General features: G+C 65.6%; 16 protein-coding genes. 5 read left to right on the forward strand and 11 right to left on the reverse strand.

All coding sequences use genetic code 11. From position 1 onward, the window contains the following. Window positions 1-10 precede the first annotated feature (10 nt). Window positions 11-1,033, forward strand: a complete 1,023-nt coding sequence (locus ACZ1J6_RS12505) for a glycosyl hydrolase family 8 (RefSeq protein WP_132263161.1) — start codon at window positions 11-13, stop codon at window positions 1,031-1,033. Here the strand turns inward: ACZ1J6_RS12505 and ACZ1J6_RS12510 are convergent. Further along, the gene (locus ACZ1J6_RS12510) at window positions 994-1,323 is read right to left on the reverse strand and encodes a hypothetical protein (RefSeq protein ID WP_134093045.1); all 330 of its coding nucleotides are present in this window, start codon (window positions 1,321-1,323) and stop codon (window positions 994-996) included. The two genes, ACZ1J6_RS12505 and ACZ1J6_RS12510, sit on opposite strands and share 40 nt — an antisense overlap. Here ACZ1J6_RS12510 and ACZ1J6_RS12515 point away from each other — a divergent pair. Genes ACZ1J6_RS12515 through ACZ1J6_RS12525 form a run of 3 tightly spaced genes read left to right on the forward strand, consistent with a single transcriptional unit; the run spans window position 1,322 to window position 7,142 of the window. Next, the gene (locus ACZ1J6_RS12515) at window positions 1,322-2,503 is read left to right on the forward strand and encodes an efflux RND transporter periplasmic adaptor subunit (protein WP_465128105.1); all 1,182 of its coding nucleotides are present in this window, start codon (window positions 1,322-1,324) and stop codon (window positions 2,501-2,503) included. The two genes, ACZ1J6_RS12510 and ACZ1J6_RS12515, sit on opposite strands and share 2 nt — an antisense overlap. Before the next feature lie 8 nt (window positions 2,504-2,511). After that, complete coding sequence (locus ACZ1J6_RS12520; RefSeq protein ID WP_431567057.1) at window positions 2,512-5,712, forward strand: efflux RND transporter permease subunit; 3,201 nt, start codon at window positions 2,512-2,514, stop codon at window positions 5,710-5,712. Beyond that, on the forward strand, window positions 5,709-7,142 hold the full coding sequence (locus ACZ1J6_RS12525; RefSeq protein ID WP_431567058.1) for an efflux transporter outer membrane subunit: 1,434 nt from the start codon (window positions 5,709-5,711) through the stop codon (window positions 7,140-7,142). The genes ACZ1J6_RS12520 and ACZ1J6_RS12525 overlap by 4 nt, the downstream gene beginning before the upstream one ends. A 59-nt stretch (window positions 7,143-7,201) precedes the next feature. On the opposite strand, the gene ACZ1J6_RS12530 is transcribed toward ACZ1J6_RS12525, so the two are convergent. The 10 genes from ACZ1J6_RS12530 to cysD form a co-directional block, all read right to left on the reverse strand. After that, window positions 7,202-8,029, reverse strand: a complete 828-nt coding sequence (locus ACZ1J6_RS12530; RefSeq protein WP_465128106.1) for a TetR/AcrR family transcriptional regulator — start codon at window positions 8,027-8,029, stop codon at window positions 7,202-7,204. A gap of 19 nt (window positions 8,030-8,048) precedes the next feature. Further along, complete coding sequence (locus ACZ1J6_RS12535; RefSeq protein WP_465128107.1) at window positions 8,049-9,533, reverse strand: aldehyde dehydrogenase family protein; 1,485 nt, start codon at window positions 9,531-9,533, stop codon at window positions 8,049-8,051. 47 nt (window positions 9,534-9,580) lie between these two features. After that, on the reverse strand, window positions 9,581-10,318 hold the full coding sequence (locus ACZ1J6_RS12540) for an SDR family oxidoreductase (RefSeq protein WP_314465627.1): 738 nt from the start codon (window positions 10,316-10,318) through the stop codon (window positions 9,581-9,583). A gap of 266 nt (window positions 10,319-10,584) precedes the next feature. Beyond that, complete coding sequence (locus ACZ1J6_RS12545) at window positions 10,585-11,004, reverse strand: nuclear transport factor 2 family protein (RefSeq protein ID WP_132263170.1); 420 nt, start codon at window positions 11,002-11,004, stop codon at window positions 10,585-10,587. Between the two features lie 47 nt (window positions 11,005-11,051). After that, a complete protein-coding gene (locus tag ACZ1J6_RS12550) occupies window positions 11,052-12,752 on the reverse strand; it encodes a class I adenylate-forming enzyme family protein (RefSeq protein ID WP_431567060.1) in 1,701 nt (566 codons plus the stop codon). Between the two features lie 98 nt (window positions 12,753-12,850). Further along, window positions 12,851-13,834, reverse strand: coding sequence for an acrylyl-CoA reductase (NADPH) (gene acuI / locus ACZ1J6_RS12555; protein ID WP_132263173.1), 984 nt, complete (start codon window positions 13,832-13,834; stop codon window positions 12,851-12,853). 297 nt (window positions 13,835-14,131) lie between these two features. Further along, window positions 14,132-14,800 (reverse strand): TetR/AcrR family transcriptional regulator, encoded by a 669-nt coding sequence (locus ACZ1J6_RS12560; protein WP_431566837.1) that lies wholly within the window; start codon window positions 14,798-14,800, stop codon window positions 14,132-14,134. 73 nt (window positions 14,801-14,873) lie between these two features. Next, complete coding sequence (locus tag ACZ1J6_RS12565) at window positions 14,874-15,623, reverse strand: 3'(2'),5'-bisphosphate nucleotidase CysQ (RefSeq protein ID WP_431566838.1); 750 nt, start codon at window positions 15,621-15,623, stop codon at window positions 14,874-14,876. After that, window positions 15,623-17,560 carry a sulfate adenylyltransferase subunit CysN gene (gene cysN, locus ACZ1J6_RS12570; RefSeq protein WP_395394530.1) on the reverse strand — a complete coding sequence of 646 codons (1,938 nt, stop codon included), beginning with the start codon at window positions 17,558-17,560 and terminating at the stop codon, window positions 15,623-15,625. Before cysN ends, ACZ1J6_RS12565 begins: the two co-directional genes overlap by 1 nt. Further along, window positions 17,560-18,462 carry a sulfate adenylyltransferase subunit CysD gene (gene cysD / locus ACZ1J6_RS12575; RefSeq protein WP_314465638.1) on the reverse strand — a complete coding sequence of 301 codons (903 nt, stop codon included), beginning with the start codon at window positions 18,460-18,462 and terminating at the stop codon, window positions 17,560-17,562. The genes cysN and cysD overlap by 1 nt, the downstream gene beginning before the upstream one ends. A 198-nt stretch (window positions 18,463-18,660) precedes the next feature. Between cysD and ACZ1J6_RS12580 the strand changes: the two genes are divergently transcribed. Then, window positions 18,661-19,671 (forward strand): helix-turn-helix transcriptional regulator, encoded by a 1,011-nt coding sequence (locus ACZ1J6_RS12580; protein ID WP_465128108.1) that lies wholly within the window; start codon window positions 18,661-18,663, stop codon window positions 19,669-19,671. Window positions 19,672-19,701 lie beyond the last annotated feature (30 nt).

Here is a 19,701-nt window from a genome sequence, read left to right on the forward strand (position 1 = left end):
GAGCATCGGCATGAATTTCCTTCTCGACACCGGCATCAACCGCCGCAACTTCTCACTGGGGCTGATGCTGGCGATGACGGCTGCCTGCAACACCGACGCGCAAAGCCGCGCACCCGTGCGCGACGCCAGCTGGCGCACCTGGCGCGACCTCTACGTCAATCCCGAAGGCCGTATCGTCGATACCGGCAACAACGGCATCAGCCATAGCGAAGGCCAGAGCTACGGCCTGCTTTTCGCCTACAAGGCAGGCGATACCGAGGCATTCGAACGGATCGCCGGCTGGACGCAGAGCCACCTCTCGCGCACCGACATGGCGCTCCATGCCTGGCGCTACGATCCCGCCTCGCCCAACCCGGTGGCCGACCAGAACAACGCCACCGATGGCGATCTCGTCATCGCCTGGGCCCTCGGCATGGCCGGGCAGCGCTGGAACCGGGGCGACTACACCGCCCGAGCCGCGCAGATCCGCTCCTCGATCCGCAGCCACTGCGTCGTCGAACGCCACGGCCGCCGCCTGCTGCTGCCCGGTGTCCAGGGCTTCGTGAAGGGCGAGGAAGTCACGCTGAACCTGTCCTATTTCGCCTGGCCCGCGATGGACGCCTTTACCAAGCTCGACGGCCAGCAGGTCTGGGGTCCGATCATCAGCGATTGCGAGGCCATCACTCGCCTTTCCCGCTTCGGAACCCACCATCTGCCCAGCGACTGGGTGGTCATCAGCGCGCCCAACCAGGTCGCCCCGGCGCGGGACAAGCCCCCCCGCTTCGGCTACGACGCCATCCGCGTGCCCCTCTATGCCGCGCTCAGCGGCCGGCAGTCGCTGGTTCCGGACATTGCCGGCTACTGGCGCTCCTGCCTTGCCGCCAACAAGCCGATCCCGGCCTGGGTGGACGTGGTCACCGGCGAGGAGGCGAACTACGCCCTTTCGGCAGGCGGCGCCGCTGTCGTGGGCAAACTGCTTGGCAGCGCCCAGCCTTCGCAGCTGACCAACGACTATTACGCCGCCTCGCTCCAGATGCTCGCGCGGTACCAGTAGGGCGTTTCGCGCCAATAGGACGTCCCGATCGGCTGGACATCTCGGACACCCCCGGAAACGGGGGTGTTTGACGTATAGGTGAGCCGAAAACGCACCAGAATCTTCGTATTTGGTCGCAAATTGTCGCACTTGCGAAAAGCCCGCTTGCGGGCGGCAACAATAGGCTGAATAGCTGCGCCGACACGACTTTTGACGGTGCGCGACTTGAAAATCACGTCTTCTTCCCCTGTGGCGGCTTCGCTGCCGCGCCTTTCCCTGCGTCTCTCTGCGAGCCGGGTGGCATTTGCCATGCTTTCCGCCGCGCTGCTCGCGGCCTGTTCCGGGGGGGAGAAGAAGGATGACAAGCGCGCAGCCCCGCAAGTGGGCTTCGTCGTCGTGGAGCCGTCCTCGGTCGCCCTGGCCGTCACGCTGAGTGGCCGCACCGTCGCTTTCGAGACCAGCGAAGTCCGCCCGCAGGTCACCGGTGTCGTCGTCAAGCGCCTCTTCACCGAAGGGTCGATGGTCCGGGCCGGGCAACCGCTCTATCAGATCGACCCCAGCCTCTACCGCGCCGCCGTCAACCAGGCCGAGGCCGACCTGACCAGCGCCCGCGCCACCGCCGAAGCGGCATCCGCCAAGGCCCAGCGCTACAAGCCGCTGGCCGACATGGAAGCCGTCGCCCGCCAGGATTATATCGACGCGCTGGCCACCGCGCGCTCGGCCAAGGCCTCGATCGCCCAGAACGCGGCCACGCTGGATACGGCCAAGATCAACTTGCGCTTCACCACGGTGCCCGCGCCGATCAGTGGCCGCATCGGCCGCTCGCTCTCGACCGTCGGCGCGCTTGCCAGCGCCAGCCAGACCGACCCCCTGGCCGTCATCCAGCGCATGGACCCGATCTACGTCGACATGCAGCAGTCCGCCTCCGATCTCACCGCACTGCGGCGGAAGCTGGCGGCCGGCGGCGTCAATCCCGGCAGCACGCAAGTCCACCTCAAGTTCGACGACGGATCGCAATATGCCCTGCCGGGCACCGTCCAGTTCTCGGAAGTGACCGTCGATCCCGACACCGGCACCGTCACCCTGCGCGCCAGCTTCCCCAATCCGGACGGCCTGCTGCTGCCCGGCATGTTCGTTTCCTCGGTGTTCGATCAGGCCACCGATCCCAACGCATTCCTCATCCCCCAGAATTCGGTCCAGCGCGATTTCGACGGTTCGGCCTATGTCATGGTCGTCGGCGCCGACAACAAGGCCGCGCGCCGCAAGGTCACCGCCGATCGCACGCAGGGCGTGAACGCCGTGGTCACAGCCGGCCTGAAGAAGGGCGACAAGGTCATCGTTCAGGGCCTCAACGGCCTCAAGCAGGGCGCGGATATCACGACGGTCGCGGCGTCGAGCGCGCAGACTATCGCCCCGCCTTCCGGCAAGCCCGGTGAAGGCAAATCCGGCGGGGCGAATGCCGGCGGCCGGCCCGCCGCCAAGGGGAACTGAGCCACCCCATGTCGCGCATCTTCATCGACCGACCGATCTTTGCCTGGGTTCTGGCCATCATCGTCATGCTGGCGGGCCTCGGCGCGCTGGCCTACCTGCCGAACGAGCAATACCCGGACATCGCGCCGACGCAGGTGAACATCCGCGCCACCTACAATGGCGCCTCGGCCGAAACGATCGAGAACAGCGTCACCCAGGTGATCGAGCAGCAGCTCACCGGCATCGACGGCCTGCTCTATTTCAGCTCGCAGTCCTCCAACCGCGGGCAGGCCTCGATCAGCGCCGTGTTCACCAAGGGCACGGACCCGGACATCGCGCAGGTCCAGGTCCAGAACAAGGTCCAGTCCGCGCTCTCCCGCCTGCCGCAGGCGGTGCAGAACCAGGGCGTCACGGTCACCAAGTCCAACCCCGACCAGCTCCTCCTCGTGGCCGTCTATGACGAGACCGACACCCGCTCCAACCAGGACGTGTCGGACTATCTGGCTTCGAACATCCAGGACCCGCTTTCGCGTATTTCCGGAGTGGGCGACGTCAACGTCTTCGGCGCGCCCCACGCGATGCGCATCTGGCTCGATCCGACGCGCCTTGCCGCCGTCGCGCTGATGCCCAGCGACGTCACCTCGGCGATCACCGCCCAGAATACCGAAGTCGCCGCCGGCGAGATCGGCGGCCTGCCCTCGCCCAAGGACCAGGCGATCGACGCGATCGTCACGGCCGGCTCGCGCCTCCAGACGGCCGAGCAGTTCCGCAACATCGTGCTCAAGACCAACAGCGACGGCTCCGTCGTCACCATTGCCGATGTCGCCCGCGTCGAGATCGGCGCCGAGAACTACAGCTCGATCAGCCGCATCAACGGCCACCCCGGCGCCGGTATCTCGATCTCGCTCTCGCCGGGCGCCGACGCGCTGGCCACGGCGGAGCTGGTGAAGACGGAAATGACCGAGCTGGCCAAGGGCATGCCCGACGGCCTCGCCTATACGTACGGCAACGATTCCACCGCTTTCATCAAGCTCTCCGTCGCGGAAGTGGAAAAGGCGCTGTTCGAGGCGATCGTGCTGGTCGTCATCGTCATGTTCGTGTTCCTGCAAAGCTGGCGCGCCACGCTGATCCCGGCGATCGCGGTGCCGGTCGTGCTGCTGGGCACGTTCGCGGTGTTCTACGTGGCCGGGTTCTCGATCAACACGCTGACCCTGTTCGGCCTCGTCCTCGCCATCGGCCTGCTGGTGGACGATGCGATCGTCGTGGTGGAGAACGTCGAGCGGCTGCTTGAGGAAAACCCGGGCATGTCCGCGCGCGAGGCCACGATCAAGTCGATGGAGGAAATCCAGACGGCGCTCGTGGCGATCGCGCTGGTGCTCTCGGCGGTGTTCCTGCCGATGGCCTTCTTCGGCGGTTCGACGGGCGTGATCTACCGCCAGTTCTCGCTGACCATCGTGGTCGCCATGGTGCTGTCCGTGCTGGTCGCGCTGATCCTCAGCCCGGCGCTGACGGCCACCCTGCTCAAGCCCAAGGACATCGAGGGCGAGGAAGTCCCCAGCTGGGTCCAGCGCCGGATGCCCTGGGTCGTGAGGCCCTGGGAGCGCTTCCACACCTGGTTCAACCGCAGCTTCGAGAATCTGACCGAGGCCTATGCCCACCGCGTCGGCCGCGTGGTCGAGCACAAGTGGCGCTGGCTGCTGCTCTTCGCCATTGCCTGCGTCGCCACGTACGGCCTGTTCCAGCGCCTGCCCACCGGCTTCCTGCCGAACGAGGACCAGGGCACGATCATCGTTCAGTGGCGCCTGCCGGCCGGATCCCCGCGCACCCGCACCGAAGACGTGCAGCGCCAGGTCGAGCAATATTTCACCAAATACGAAAAGGCGAACATCGCCAGCATGTTCACGCTTTCGGGCGGCGGCCAGGGTGCGGCAGGCCAGAACACCGGTCAGGCCTTCGTCACGCTGGTGGACTGGGAGCAACGCCCGGGCAGCAAGAACACCGCCGATGCCATCGTCCAGCGGGCCAATGGCGCGTTCCGCGGCATTCGCGATGCGCAAGTATTCACACTGGTTCCGGGCGCGATCCGGGGTCTCGGCTCGTCTTCGGGCTTCACGATGGAACTGCAGAACCGCAACGGCATGGCCCGCGCCGATTTCCAGAAGGCGCGTGACGAACTGCTGGCCAAGGCCGGCGCCGACGACCGCCTCACCAACGTGCGCCTGAGCGACCTTCCCGACGTGTCGACCCTGAAGGTCAATTCCAACACCCGCGCGCTGACGACTTACGGCGTGACGGCGGCGAATGCCAATTCCACGCTGCAAACGGCCTGGGGCGGCACTTACGTCAACGATTTCATCGACAAGGGCCGCGTCAAGCGTGTCTACGTCCAGGGTGACGCCCAGTTCCGGTCCCGGCCGGAGGATCTCGCCAACTGGTTCGTGCGCGGCACGAGCGGCCAGATGGTGCCCTTCTCGGCCTTCTCGACGATCAGCTGGTCCACGGCGCCCAGCACGTCCTCGCGCTTCAATGGCCTTCAGGCCTACGAATTCTCAGGCAGCCCCGGGGACGGCGTCAGCTCCGGCACGGCCATGGACGTGATGGAGGAACTGGCCAGCCAGATCCCCGGCACCGCCGTCGCCTGGGCCGGATCGTCCTATCAGGAGCGGCTCTCCTCGGGCCAAGCGCCGCTGCTCTATGCACTCTCGCTCCTGGTCGTGTTCCTCTGCCTCGCCGCGCTCTACGAGAGCTGGTCGATCCCGATCGCGGTGATCCTGGTCATTCCGCTGGGTCTGCTCGGCGCCATCCTCGCCGTCACCTTGCGCGGGCTGGAAAACGACGTCTACCTGCAGATCGGCCTGCTTACGACGATGGGTCTGGCCGCCAAGAACGCGATCCTCATGATCGAGTTCGCCGAACAGGCCGAGCGACAGGGCAAGCGCGTGATCGACGCTGCCCTCGAAGCCGCCCGCATCCGCCTGCGGCCGATCCTGATGACCAGCTTCGCCTTCATCTTCGGCGTGGTTCCTCTGGCCATCGCCAGCGGTGCCGGCGCCAACAGCCGCATCGCCATCGGCACCGCCGTGGTCGGCGGCATGCTGACCGCAACCCTGCTGGCGATCTTCTTCATCCCGCTCTTCTTCGTGCTCGTTCGCCGCGGCGTACGCGATGGCATCGCCTCGGTCCGCCGCCGCATGCAGGAGCGCCGCGCGCGCAAGGGAGGCGCCGCATGATCCGCTCTCGTTTCACGGGTCTTTCCGCGCTTACCCTCGCGCTCGGCGCCTGCTCTATGGCCCCGAAATATGTCGCGCCGGCCCCGCCCGTCCCGGTCTCCTGGCCGGTCGGAGACGCCTATCTCGCGCAGAGCGAGGCGGCGCTGCCACTGGTGTCCTACGCCGAGATCTTCCGCGACCGCCGCTTGCAGTCGCTGGTAGAACAGGCGCTCACCAACAACCGTGACTTGCGGGTCGCCGCGGCCAACCTGGCCGCCGCCCGCGCGCAAGTCAGGGTGGTCCGCGCGAACCAGTTCCCGGCCGTGGGTGTCACCGGATCGGTCACGCGCACCGAAGCGGGCAGCGGCAGCACGACGAACGGATCAGGCACCAACGGGACGGGAGACCGCACCTCCTATTCCGTGCAGGGCGGTATCTCGAGCTTCGAACTCGACTTCTTCGGCAAATATGCCAGCGCCACCCAGGCCCAGCGCGACACCGCCCTCTCCACCGAGGCGGCAGCGCGCACGGTTCGCCTCGGCCTCGTCGCAGACCTCGCGCAGGCATGGGCCAATTACGCCGCCGACAACGACCTGCTCCGCATTGCCCAGGCCACGGCCGCCAATGCCGAGCGTAGCGTTACGCTCACCAGCGCCCGCCTCAAGGGCGGCGTTGCCCCGCGCACCGATCTGCGGCAGGCTGAACAAGTGCTGGAAACCGCGCGCGGCGATGTCGCGTCGCAGAGAACGGCACTGGCGCAGGATGTGAACGCGATCCGCCTCCTGGTCGGCGCGGATTTCGACCAGAGCCTGCTTCCCGCCAGCGTCGACGAAGTGAACCAGTCGCTCGCCGTCCTGCCAGCGGGCACCAGTTCGCAAGTCCTGCTTCGCCGCCCCGACGTGGTGGAAGCCGAATATTCGCTGCGCGCGGCCAATGCCGATATCGGCACGGCGCGGGCTGAGCTGTTCCCCTCGATCTCGCTGACCGGCCTGCTCGGCTTCGCCAGCAATGCACTGTCCGCCCTGTTCGACAAGGGCGCCTTCACGGCAAGCCTGGGCGCCAATGCCAGCTGGTCGATCTTCAACGCCGGTGGCCGAGTGGCCAATGTCGACGTCGCCAAGGCCCAGCGCGACGCCGCACTGGCAACTTACGAAAAGGCCATCCAGACCGCCTTCCGCGAAGTGGCCGACGCTTTGGCGGACCAGGGCACGCTGAACGAGCGGATGCGCGCTGCCTCCCGTTTCACCGAGGCCGCCTCCGATACCGCCCGGCTGACCGAGGCCAGCTACCGGCAGGGCATCACCAGTTCGCTTGAAAACCTGGACGCGCAGCGCAGCCTCTACAGCGCCAGGCAGCAGGAAATCGCGGTACGTCTTGCTGCGGCGAGCAATCGCATCACGCTTTACCGCGTGCTCGGCGGCGATCAGGCCACGCCTGCATCGGGCCAGTGAGGCAGAATTCAGGCAAGTTCGCGGCTCAAGCCTACCGCGGCTGAAGCCTGGCCAGTCCCTTAACGGGACTGCGCCTCTTCTGCGGCCGCGCGCTCACGCGTGTCGCGGATGGCCAGCTCCATCAGCCGGGCGTTGATCTCGAGCAGGCTTTCGTCCCGCCGCCCGGGCAGCGTGCCCAGGATGCGCCGCAGCCTGCGGTCGGTCGCCAGCGTGATCGAACGCTCGATCCCGGTCATCAGCGTCGTGGCCATGAGCACGGCAGTATCGCCCAGGATTCCGCGCTGGTCCATCTGCGCCACGAACAGACCGATCAACGGCCGGGTGGAGTTGACGCGCTGATGCATGATGCGAACGTCGAACTGGTCCGCCATGGCATTGCGCAAGTGGAGCAGTCCGGTGTGGCGGGCCCAGAACTGGTGGTACGATCGCACGAAGGACATGGCGCGCGAGGACAAGTCGTCGTCAGGCCAATAGTCGCGGACTTGCGCGAAATATTCCTCCTGAGCGGTGCCCATGACCGGCTCGAGGATCGCCAGCAGCAATTCCGTGAAATCGGTGAAGTAGTTGTAGAGCGAGGTCATCCCCAGCCCCGCTGCACGCGCAACCGCGCCCAGCGTGACGGGTTCGTCGGTCTTCTCGACCAGTTCGATCGCAGCCGCGAGAATGCGCTCGCGCGTGATCCGACCTTTCTTGCCCAGCCGCTGTCCGTGAAGGTTGTGGCTGATCCCCGCACTGGCGTCCGTGACGGCCGCAGCCAGCAAGGGCGGCAAAGCGGAAAGCCCGATCGCCGCCTCGTCCCTGCCAGTCTCGTTCTTGCCAGTCTCTTCGGACGCTATCTTCTGATTCCCGGCAGCTTCTGGCCCGGCATCCTGCGACGTGGATTCCACCGGGCCGGGCCGTTCGCCGTCAGGCTGCCTGGACCTGGCCGACCGGCCAGGCGAGGATCTTGACGTCGGTGAACTCTTCAATGCCTTCAACGCCCCATTCGCGGCCCATGCCGCTCGCCTTGTATCCGCCGAACGGAATGTCGCCGGCAATGCACATGCCGTTGTTGACGCTCATCGAACCCGTGCGCACGCGCTTGGCGATATTGATGGCCCGGTTCAGGTCGCCCGAGCTGACACCGCCCGATAGGCCATAGGAACTCTGGTTGGCAATCCGCACGGCGTCCTCGTCGTCCTGGTAGGGAATGACGACAAGCACCGGGCCGAAAATCTCTTCCTGGGCGATCCGCATGTCATTGGTAACGTCCACGAAGCAGGTAGGCTCCACGAAATAACCGCCTCCCTTGTCGGAACGGATATTGCCGCCCGCCAGCAGGGTTGCGCCTTCTTCCTGGCCAAGGTCGATGTAGCTCTTCACACGCTCCATCTGACGCCTGGAGATCACCGGGCCCATGATATGCGCCGGATTGGCGATATCGCCCCAGTTGTCGCCGAAGTTGCCATAGGCGCCCTTGAGGATGGCCTTGGCTTCGTCGTAGCGGCTCCTAGGCACCAGCAGACGCGACTGCACGGCGCAGCCCTGCCCGGCGTGGAACACCAGCATCGCCATGCCCACTTCCATCGCGAAATTCGGCGCGTCGTCGAGCACGATCTTGGCCGACTTTCCGCCGAGTTCGAGGAACACGCGCTTCAGCGTGGGCGCGCCCTGCTCCATGATGCGCTTGCCGACGCCGGTGGAGCCGGTGAAGGAGATCAGGTCCACGCGCGGATCGGTGACCAGCATTTCGCCCGCCAGAGCCGGATCGGCGCCGAAGACAACATTGATGACGCCATCCGGGAAACCGGCTTCCTTGGCCAGTTCGCCGAAGATCGCGCCCATGCCCGGGGTATCCGGCGCGGGCTTCAGGATCACGGTGCAGCCGGCCAGCAGCGCGGCGACCATCTTGCCGATGTTCACATAGAGCGGCACGTTCCAAGGCGTGATCGCACCGACCACACCCACCGCCTCGCGTACGCCGACGCGCTTGTGGATCATGCCGAAGGCCGGCTTCTCGCCGTAGTCCTTTTCCCACTCCAGCTGGTCGAAGACGCGCATGTAATCGTCCCAACCGTCAAGCGCCATGTCGACATGCGCGCGGTTCACCGCGCCTTGCGCCGCGCCGGCCTCGTACATCGCCAGTTCGCCAAGACGCGGGCGCGCGGCTTCGAAGAGCTCGCGGTATTTCTTGACCAGCGCCACGCGCTTTTCGACATTGGTGGCCCAGTCGGTTTCGTCGAAGGCGCGGCGGGCCGCGGCAATCGCGGCGTTCACGTCATCGGCAGTGGCATCCGCGGCCTTGCCCACCGGCTCGCCCGTCCAGGGACTGATCACATCGAACGTGGCGCCGTTGCTGGCGCCGCGCAGTTGGCCGTCGATATAGAGCTTGGCTTCGGGAAGAGTGGTCATGTTCGGGTCCTTGGCGGAAACGGGTTCTTGCACGAGATCGGGAGCGTTCATGGGCGGCGCGCCCCGACCGAGACGTGCAGCACGCGCACGTCTGGCGGCAGGTCGAGCACTGAGCGGAACACGCCGGTGACGTTTTCGGTCTGCGAGATCGGCCGCGTGCGCAGGTCGATGCCCTTTGCGGCGCAACCGCCGTGGAAGCGCATGGCCGCGTCCTGATCCCAGCCCGGCGCGGTCTTGCCCGGTTCGTACATCGGCCCGGCGCGCACGGTGGTGACGCGGATGCCCGCGGGCTCCAGTTCCTCCACCAGGGCCTCCGTAAACCGCTCGAGGCCTGCCTTGGTGGCCTGATAGAGCGAGAGCATCACGAAAGGCACGGCGATGGATTCGCTGCCCACGTTGATGATCTGAGCCCCCGTCTCCATCATCGGAATGGCCGCACGGCAGCAGTAGATCGGTCCGTTGAGGTTGGTGGCGATGATGTCGTTGATCTGCGCGTCGGTAGCCTCGGCCACCGTGAACGGCTCGTAGATTGCGGCATTGTTGATCAGCACGTCGATCTTCGGGTGCTTTTCAGCGATCGCCGCGAAGGCCTTGCGCACGGATTCGGCAGAGGCGACATCGCATTCCACGGCCATGGCCGCGCCGCCGATTTCGCTCGCGAGTTCCTGCACCTTGGACAGCGTGCGCCCCAGCAGGATCACGGTTTCCCCCTCACCGGCGAAGCGCCTTGCCAGCGCACGTCCGAGGCCGGCCCCGGCGCCAGTGATCACGATCGTCTTACCCACGCATCCTCCCGCTTTTACGGCTATCGAGTGCCGGTGCTTGCCGACACGATTTCGCACACACTAGCCTCTCCGCAAGCCGCCGCCTATCGCGGCGACGATGGTTCGACGGGAGCGTCCCCGCGATACCTTGGCCGCGAAGAAACGCGCCGATACCGCCCCCTCACCGCCCGGATCGGCGGGCTTCAAACCGGCATCGCTTCCCGGTCTTGAGGAGCCTTCCCACACCCGGCGCGCCCGCCGGGCGCCGCTCTTCGAAACAGCAGTGGTCAGGAGGGCCGGGACATGTCCACGATCAGCCGGGACAACGTCTGCCTGGCGATCTTCCAGCCTTCGGCCGTCCGCACGCAGGTCTCGTGATAGTGCCCGTAGCCGGTGAGCGCGAAACTGTCCTTGATGACGCGGTCCTGCATGGCCCAGATCACTTCGACCTTCCCGTCGTCCAGCTTCATTTCCGGCGAATGGATCTGATGCGCGGTCTTCGCGTCCGCCAGCGACTGGCGGACCATGGAGACGAACCTGTCCCGCCCCTTTTCCAATGTGCCGCCGGCCGGGCGCGTGTCGATCTCGCAATCCTCGGTAAAGAGCGCTGCCCAGCCGTCCCAGTCCTTGGTGTCGAGCAGGCGGCAGTAACGGGCCTTGAGATTGCAGATATCCAGCCAGTCCCCGAAATCGAGTGCCTGTGTCATGCGCTTCTCCCCTCTGGCGTCAGCTTGGCCCTGTTATCCAGGCCCGGTCAGCCTGGACTCACTTCCGCTTCCAATCGTTCGGCGGCCAGCTTGCGCAAGTCCGCGGTCTTGATCTTGGCGCTGCCCGTGGTCTTGAGGTCGCCCTCGGCCACGAAGAGCACGCGGCGCGGCACTTTGTAGCTCGCCAGCTTTTCCTTCGCGAAATCGCGGATCGCACCGGCATCCGGGCGCGACCCATCGACTGCGACGACGCAGGAAACCACCAGTTCCCCCAGAAGATCGTCCGGCACGCCGACGGTCTGCACCATCTTCACTTCGGGATGGGCACGGATCACTTCGTCGATCTCGATCGGAGAGACGTTGGCACCGCCGGTCTTTATGATGTCGTTCAGGCGGCCTTCCCAGAACAGGCGGCCCTGCTCGTCGATGTAGCCGCCGTCCGCGGTGCGCAGGAAACCTTCGCCGTCGAGCGATTCGTCCAGCGGCACGCCGAGATAGCCGAGCATCAGCGTCGGGCCCTTGACGGCGATCTCGCCGCGCTCGCCCAAGGGCATCGTCGCGCCGGTCATCGGATCGACGATCTTGATCGTGGAGCCGGCGGTCGGCACCCCGTGCGACTTGCCGGCGATCGCTTCCGCCGTGCCTGAGGCGAAGACAGAGATCAGCGTGAACGTCTCGGTATTGCCGAAGGCCTGTGCTGGCTCGCGCCAGTCGGTATCGATCGTCTGGTGCTGTGCGCAGGGCGTCAGCGCGTCGATATAGTGCATCGCCGAAAGGTCGACGCTGTCGTAATTCGACGCTGCCATGAGCTGCGCCCATTGGTGTGGCCAGGCGAGCATCATCGACGCCTTCTCGGCCTCCATCAGCGCCAGCGCTTCCTCGGCATCGAACCAGCGCTGGAGCACCAGCGACCCGCCACATCCAAGCGTACCGCCCAGCGCCATCGAGAAATTGCCCGACCAGAAGAAGCCGTTGGCCGACCAGGTGCGCGGTGGCACTTTGACGTCATACCACTGCGGCCAGCGCCAGAGTTGCAGGCAAACACCGCGATGCGCCGACAGAATGCCCTTGGCCTTGCCGGTCGAGCCGGAGGAGAAGAACAGCACGCCGGGATCGCTGGGCTGCACCGAGGCTGCGGCGGCATCGACGAGCGCCGGATCGACACTGTTGCCGCGCGCGAGGAACGTGCTCCAGCCTTCGATCGCGCCGAGGCCTTCGTCGCTGTCGATCACCGCGAGATGGCGCAGGAACGGGAACTTGGTGGAAGCGACCTCGCCCGGCTTGGCCGTGCCGATCTGCGGTTCGAGATCGACGAGGGTCTGCGCGAAATCCTTCTTGAGGACGCGGCGTTCGAGCAGCAGCACCGAGCAGCCGCCCATCTGCAAGACGGTTTCGAGTTCCGCCGGCGTGAAGAAGGTGCTCACCGTCATGGCGACGCCGCCCGCGAGTGCGGTGCCGAAGACGCCGGAGAGGAATTCGAGCCGGTTCGTCGCCAGCACGCCGACACGCGTGCCCTTGCCGACGCCGCAGGCCGTGAGCGCGCGGGCAACTTCCATTGAGCGGGCCCAAAGCTCGTCGTACGTCCAGCGCTCGATCTTGTCGCCAAGGTGGATCACCGCCGCTTCGGACGGGCCATAACGACGCGATACCTCGCGGACGAAGCCGCCCAGCGTAAGCGGGCCGATGCCTTGCTCTTCCGCCAGCGGAATGCCGTTTGCGATGGACAAGCCTGCGGTTACCTCGACCATGCGTTCCTCATCGTCCTTGCGCGCCTGCGGCCCGCTTGTCGCATCAAAGTACAGGCGCGGCGGGCGGCTCCCTCAAGCCGCCTGCCGCGCCGGCTGCATCAGGCGTTCACGTCAACGATGTAACGGCCGGTGACCTCACCGGACATGAACTTGCGAGCAGCCTCGATGGCATCGCCCAGCCCAATGGTCTGGCCGATGGTTTCGAGTGCGGCAGGGTCCAGATCCTTGGCGAGACGGTCCCAGGCCTTCAGGCGCTTCGCCTTGGGGGCCATGACGCTGTCGATCCCCAGCAGCGAAACGCCGCGCAGGATGAAGGGCATGACGGTCGAAGGCAGATCGAAGCCCTGCGCCAGACCGCAAGCGGCAACCGCGCCGCCGTACTTGGTCTGGGCGATGGCATTGGCCAGCGTGTGGCTGCCGGCCGTATCGACGACACCGGCCCAGCGCTCCTTCTGGAGCGGCTTGCCCTTCTCGGAAAGTTCGGCGCGGTCGATGATCGTCTCTGCGCCCAGCGACTTCAGGTAGTCCGCCTCGCCCGGCTTGCCGGTGAGCGCGGCGACCGAGTAGCCCAGCTTCTTGAGGATCGCGATGGCGACCGAGCCGACGCCGCCAGTGGCACCGGTGACGAGGATTTCGCCCTGATCGGGGGTCACGCCCCAGTCCACCAGCGCATCGACGCAGAGTGCGGCGGTATAGCCGGCCGTGCCGATCGCCATGGCCTGCTTCGGCGTGAAGGCGGAGGGCAGCGGCACCAGCCACTCGCCCTTGAGCCTGGCTTTCTGCGACAGGCCGCCCCAGTGCCCCTCACCCACGCCCCAGCCGTTGAGCACGACGGTATCGCCGGCCTTCCAGTCGCCATGGCTGCTTTCGGTAACGGTGCCGACGAGGTCGATGCCGGGCACCATCGGGAACTTGCGCACGACCGGCGAAGCGCCGGTAACGGCCAGGCCGTCCTTGAAGTTGAGCGTCGAGAACGCGACGTCGATGGCGACATCACCTTCGGGCAGCGCGCTTTCGTCGAGCTGCTGGAGAGCGACCGTCTGGCCCTCATCGGTCTTGTCGATCACGATAGCGGAAAACATGGCATACTCCCTCAGGGGCCCTTTCCGGCCCGACGATGCAGGCCCTAGCTGAAAGGGAATATGCGCCGCTGCGTCAATGCCGGCGCGCCACGGCATCGCCTAGGCGAAGCGGCATCATGGGCAGGGTATCCGAAGCTGACAGGAAAGCCGTCTTTTCGCGATTTTGCTCGAACCTGTTCATTCGTCATTGCGAGCGCAGCGAAGCAATCCAGAGTCGCTTAAACCGCCCTGGATTGCTTCGCTGCGCTCGCAATGACGAGGAGAAGAAAAGACGGGCCGCATGAGAGCGACGTCGCCTCAGCCGCCCGGCGAAACCCCGTGCGCGGCGAGCAAATCCGCCACCTTGGGGAACGCCTTGGCCCGCATCGTACCGTACATCGAAAGCCGCAGAATCTCGCGCGAGTAGCGGCGCGACAGTTCCTGGCGCTCGCTCTCGTCAGCGGCATGCGCGCGGGCGAGGATCGGCCAGAAGAACACCCCGGCCAGGTTCATCACCGAATAGACCTCGAAATCGATACCCGGCTCCGCCAGATCGGTGCCCGCAAAGCGGCCGAGCGAGCCGCAATACTCCCGCCAGAACGGATCCTGCGCCGGGTTGGGCGAGGCCAGCACCTGCTGGAGCCAGACGCGGCAGATGTCCGGATTTTCCATCGCGAAATCGCATAGCCGCTCGGTCAGCGCGACCACGTCGACGTCCTCGACGCGGCGCTCTCCGACAGTTTCGGGATCACCGAAAACGGCGTGGAACAGCTTGTCGGAGACCCACTGCATGGTCGCCTCGATAAGCTTTTCACGCGTTTCGAAATGCTGGTAGGCGGTGCCGCGATTGACGGCGGCGAGATGGGCGACGGCGGAGAGGCTGACGCCCTCAGGCCCGTCCTTGGCCAGCAGGTTGGCAGCGGCATCGAGGATCACCGCGCGCGTCGCGACCGGGTCGCGCGTCCTGCGCCTGATTTTCGCCTCCATGCTCGCCCCTCTCATTATCAAAGGGCGAGCATAGCGGCAGGCTTACTAATCGACAATGTTGATCAGCTTGACCTCAGAGGAAGGCTTTGACCTTTTCCAGCACCAGTTCTGCGTGCTCCTGCCGGCAGATCAGCAAGTCCGGCATATAGACGTCTTCCCGATTGTAGACCAGCGGGCTGCCGTCGATGCGTGAGACGTGGAGGCCCCAGCCCTGGGCGACGGCGGCAGGCGCGCAGCTGTCCCACTCGTACTGGCCGCCGGAATGGAGGTAGATATCCGCCTCCCCGCGCAGGATCGCCATGGCCTTGGCCCCGGCCGATCCCATCGGAACGAGTTCGGCGCCGATGGCTTCGGCCACGCCGGTCGCTTCCTTGGCGGGACGCGTGCGGCTGACGACCATGCGCAGCCGCTCAGGTGCGGGCGGCACTTCGCCCGGCTGGTCGGAGCGCAGGACCACACCCGCACCGGGAAGCGCGACCGCCCCCAGCACCGGCGCGCCGTCCACCGCCATGCCGACATGGACGGCCCAGTCCGCGCGCTCCTCGCCATATTCGCGGGTGCCGTCGACCGGATCGACGATCCATACCCGCTCCTTGGCCAGACGCTCGGCATTGTCCTTCTCCTCTTCGGAGAGCAGCCCGTCTTCGGGCCGCTGCTCGCGAAGGGCATGGCAGAGGAACTGGTTGGCGGTCTGGTCCCCCGCCTTGCCCAGCGACTTGCCCGAGAACAGGCCGGAGGCCCGCACGTCGAGCAGGATCTTCCCCGCCACTTCGGCCAGATGGGCCGCGAGATCCCCATCGGTCAGGCTACCGTTCAGGCTCATCAGGCGTCTCCCAGCAGCGTATCGACGATCAGGTTCGCAGCGTCTTCCGGCGAGATCAGCGTGGTATCCACGCGGATTTCCGGATTGCGCGGCGCTTCGTACGGGCTGTCGATACCCGTGAAGTTCTTCAGCTCACCCGCACGCGCCTTCTTGTAGAGGCCCTTGACGTCGCGCGCCTCGGCCACCTTCAGCGGCGTGTCGATGAACACTTCGAAGAACTCGCCCTCAGGCAGCATCGAGCGCACCATCTCGCGGTCTGCCTGGAAGGGCGAGATGAAGGCGGTGATGACGATGAGGCCCGCGTCGGTCATCAGCTTCGAGACTTCGCCCACGCGGCGGATGTTCTCGATGCGGTCGGCCTCGGTGAAGCCCAGGTCCTTGTTGAGGCCATGACGCACGTTGTCGCCATCGAGCAGGAAGGTGTGCCGGTTCATCCGGTGCAGCTTCTTCTCGACAAGGTTGGCGATGGTCGACTTGCCGGAACCCGACAGGCCGGTGAACCACAGCACCGCCGGGCGCTGGTTCTTGAGGCCAGCGTGCTGCTTGCGGTCGATGTCCACGGCCTGCCAGTGCACGTTCTGCGAACGGCGCAGCGAGAAGTGGATCATGCCCGCCGCCACCGTGGCATTGGTCATCTTGTCGATCAGGATGAAGCCGCCCAGCGTCCGGTTGTCGGCATAAGCCTCGAACACGATCTGCTTGTCGGTGGTCAGTTCCGCCACGCCGATCGAGTTCAGCTCCAGCGTCTTGGCCGCCAGCTTCTCCATCGTGTTGACGTTGACTTCGTACTTCGGCTCCTGAACCGTCGCCGAAACCATCTGCGTGCCGACCTTCAGCCAGTAGGCGCGGCCGGGCACCATGGCCTCATCGGCCATCCACACGAAAGTCGCTTCGAACTGGTCGGCAGTCTGCGGCGGATTGTCCGCGACCGAGATCACCGAACCGCGCGAACAATCGATCTCGTCGGCGAAGCAGACGGTGACCGACTGGCCCGCAACCGCTTCTTCCAGATCGCCGTCATAAGTGACGACGCGGGTGATCGTGCTGGTCTTGCCCGAGGGCAGGACGCGGATCTTGTCGCCCGCCTTCACCGAACCGGTGGCAATGAGCCCTGAGAAACCGCGGAAATCGAGGTTCGGACGGTTCACCCACTGCACCGGCAGGCGCAGCGGCTTGTCGGCATCGACCGAGGACAGGACCTCCACCGTTTCCAGATGCTCGACCAGCGTGATGCCCGCGTACTGCGGCGCCTTATACCACGGGGTCTTGTCCGAAAGCGTGGTGATGTTGTCGCCCTTGAAGCCCGAGATCGGCAGAGCGGTGAAGCTCTCGATCCCGATTTCCCGCGCGAACTCGCCATATTCCTCGACGATCTTGTCGAAGACTTCCTGGCTGTAATCCACAAGGTCCATCTTGTTGACGGCCAGGACGATGTTCTTGATGCCGATGAGATGGCACAAGTACGAGTGGCGGCGCGTCTGCACCAGCACGCCCTTGCGCGCATCGATCAGGATCACCGCCAGGTCGGCGGTGGAGGCGCCGGTCACCATGTTGCGGGTGTACTGTTCGTGGCCCGGGCAGTCGGCGACGATGAACTTGCGCTTCTCGGTGTTGAAGAAGCGGTAGGCCACGTCGATGGTGATGCCCTGCTCACGCTCGGCGGCGAGACCGTCGACCAGCAGTGCGAAGTCGATTTCCTGGCCCTGCGTGCCGACCTTCTTGGAATCCGACTGGAGCGCGTCCAGCTGGTCCTCGAAGATCATCTTCGAATCGTAGAGCAGGCGCCCGATCAGGGTGGACTTGCCGTCATCGACGCTGCCACAGGTGATGAAGCGCAGCATCGTCTTGTGCTCGTGCTGGACGAGATAAGCGTCGATGTCGTCGGCGATCAGCTGGTCGGTGACGTAGACCGCTTCCTTGGTTTCGATATCGGCCATCAGAAGTACCCCTGCTGCTTCTTGACTTCCATGCCGGCACCGCCGGCGTCCTTGTCGATGGCGCGGCCCTGCCGCTCCGATGTAGTGGTGAGGAGCGTTTCCTGGATCACTTCGGGAAGCGTCTTCGCCTCGCTCTCCACCGCGCCGGTCAGCGGGTAGCAGCCGAGCGTGCGGAAGCGGATCGAGCGCTCCACGGGAACCTCGCCCGGCTGGAGCGGGAAGCGTTCATCGTCGACCATCAGCAGCATGCCGTCACGCTCCACGGTGGGGCGCTTTTCGGCGAAGTAGAGCGGCACGATCGGGATGTCGTTCAGGTGGATGTACTGCCAGATATCCAGCTCGGTCCAGTTGGAGATCGGGAAGACGCGGATCGATTCTCCGCGCGCCTTGCGGGCATTGTAGAGGTTCCACAGTTCCGGGCGCTGGTTCTTCGGGTCCCAGCCGTGCGAGGAGGTGCGGAACGAGAAGATGCGTTCCTTGGCGCGGCTCTTCTCCTCGTCGCGGCGGGCGCCGCCGAAGGCCGCGTCGAAGCCGTACTTGTCGAGCGCCTGCTTCAGGCCTTCGGTCTTCCACATGTCGGTGTGGAGCGCGCCGTGGTCGAAGGGATTGATGCCCTTCTCGATGGCTTCCGGGTTTTGATAGACCAGCAGTTCCATGCCGCTCTCACGCGCCATCTTGTCGCGCAACTCGTACATCGCCTTGAACTTCCAGGTCGTGTCGACGTGGAGCAGCGGGAACGGCGGCGGCGAGGGATAGAAGGCCTTGCGGGCAAGGTGCAGCATCACGGCGCTGTCCTTGCCGACCGAATAGAGCATCACCGGCTTCTCGGCCTCGGCGACGACTTCGCGGATAATGTGGATGCTCTCGGCTTCGAGGCGCTCCAGGTGCGTGAGTGTCTTCATCAGGTTTCCTCTGCCGGGGCGCGTGCCCGTTGGCTGTTTCCTCTGGCTCTGTCTCAAACCGAATCGCAGGGATGACATTTGCGCGAACCTCCCATATGGGAGGGTATGGCTCTCACCAGCAACGACGAGACTGATCTCCTGATCCCGCTCTTTCAGGGAAGTGCCGAAAATCCGCGCTTTTCGACATTTCTGGAAAGATTGCGCCGTCGCACCCAAGCCGATTACGTCAGCCTGATCCTTCGCATGGGCGATGGGCCACATGCCGTAATCGTGGAAAGCTACGCCGGAATCGACCTCAGAAAACGCGCCCGCGAGTCGGAAACGCAAGGCCCGTTCGACCTCGACCGTTACCTCTACGATGGGCTGCGACCGGGCCGCGTCTATTCGATCGGGGAGATGATCGATCACGACCCCGTGGCGCGCGCGGATCGCAACCGGCGCATGGCGAAGCTCGGCATCGGCGATGAGCGTGTGGTGCGGATCGCGGGGGGCGAGCGTTACAGCGCGTGGCTGATGATGGCCCGCACGCGCGAGTGCACGGCGTCCGACAGCGCCCTGCTCTCCAGCCTGACACCCTATGTCGCCATCGCGGTCGAAAACCTCGTTTCGATGGACCGCGAGCGGATGGCGGCGCGGATCAACGCCATGGGACTGGAACGCACGGGCAAAGGCTGGATGCTGCTCGACGCCGAGGCGCGCGTGGTGGCGGCCGATCCGGCGCTATCGCAGTTCTGGCAGGAGCACTGCGGCGCCGCCCTGCGCCCCGGCGAGCGCGTGCTGGGGCTCGATCTCATGGCAGAGCGCAAGCTAGCGGGCGTGGCGGCGGAAATGGCGCAGGATCGCTCGTTGACGGCACGGCCGCTGTTGCTGCGGGAGAAGCCGCATGTCGAGGCACTTTTGATGCCGGCCGAGGATGCAGCGGAACAGGCCCTCGCCGCGCCGGCCCTGCTCGCGCTCTGCACCCTTCCTCGCGCACTTTCCGGTGATGGCGCGGACCGATTGGCCGAAGTATTCGACTTGCCCCGGCGCGAGGCGGAACTGGCGATGGCGCTGGCGGACGGCCACTCCATCACCGAAGCCGCCGAGCGCATGGGGCTGACTTTGGAAACGGCGCGAAACTACTCCAAACGGCTCTATGCTAAGCTGGGCGTGCGCGGACAGGCGGAATTGGTGCGGCTGGTTTACGAGAGCAGTGCGGTGATGGGGTAGTGCCGCAATATCATTCACGCCCTGACTACA

Source organism: Novosphingobium sp. BL-S-21 (genome assembly GCF_055521655.1).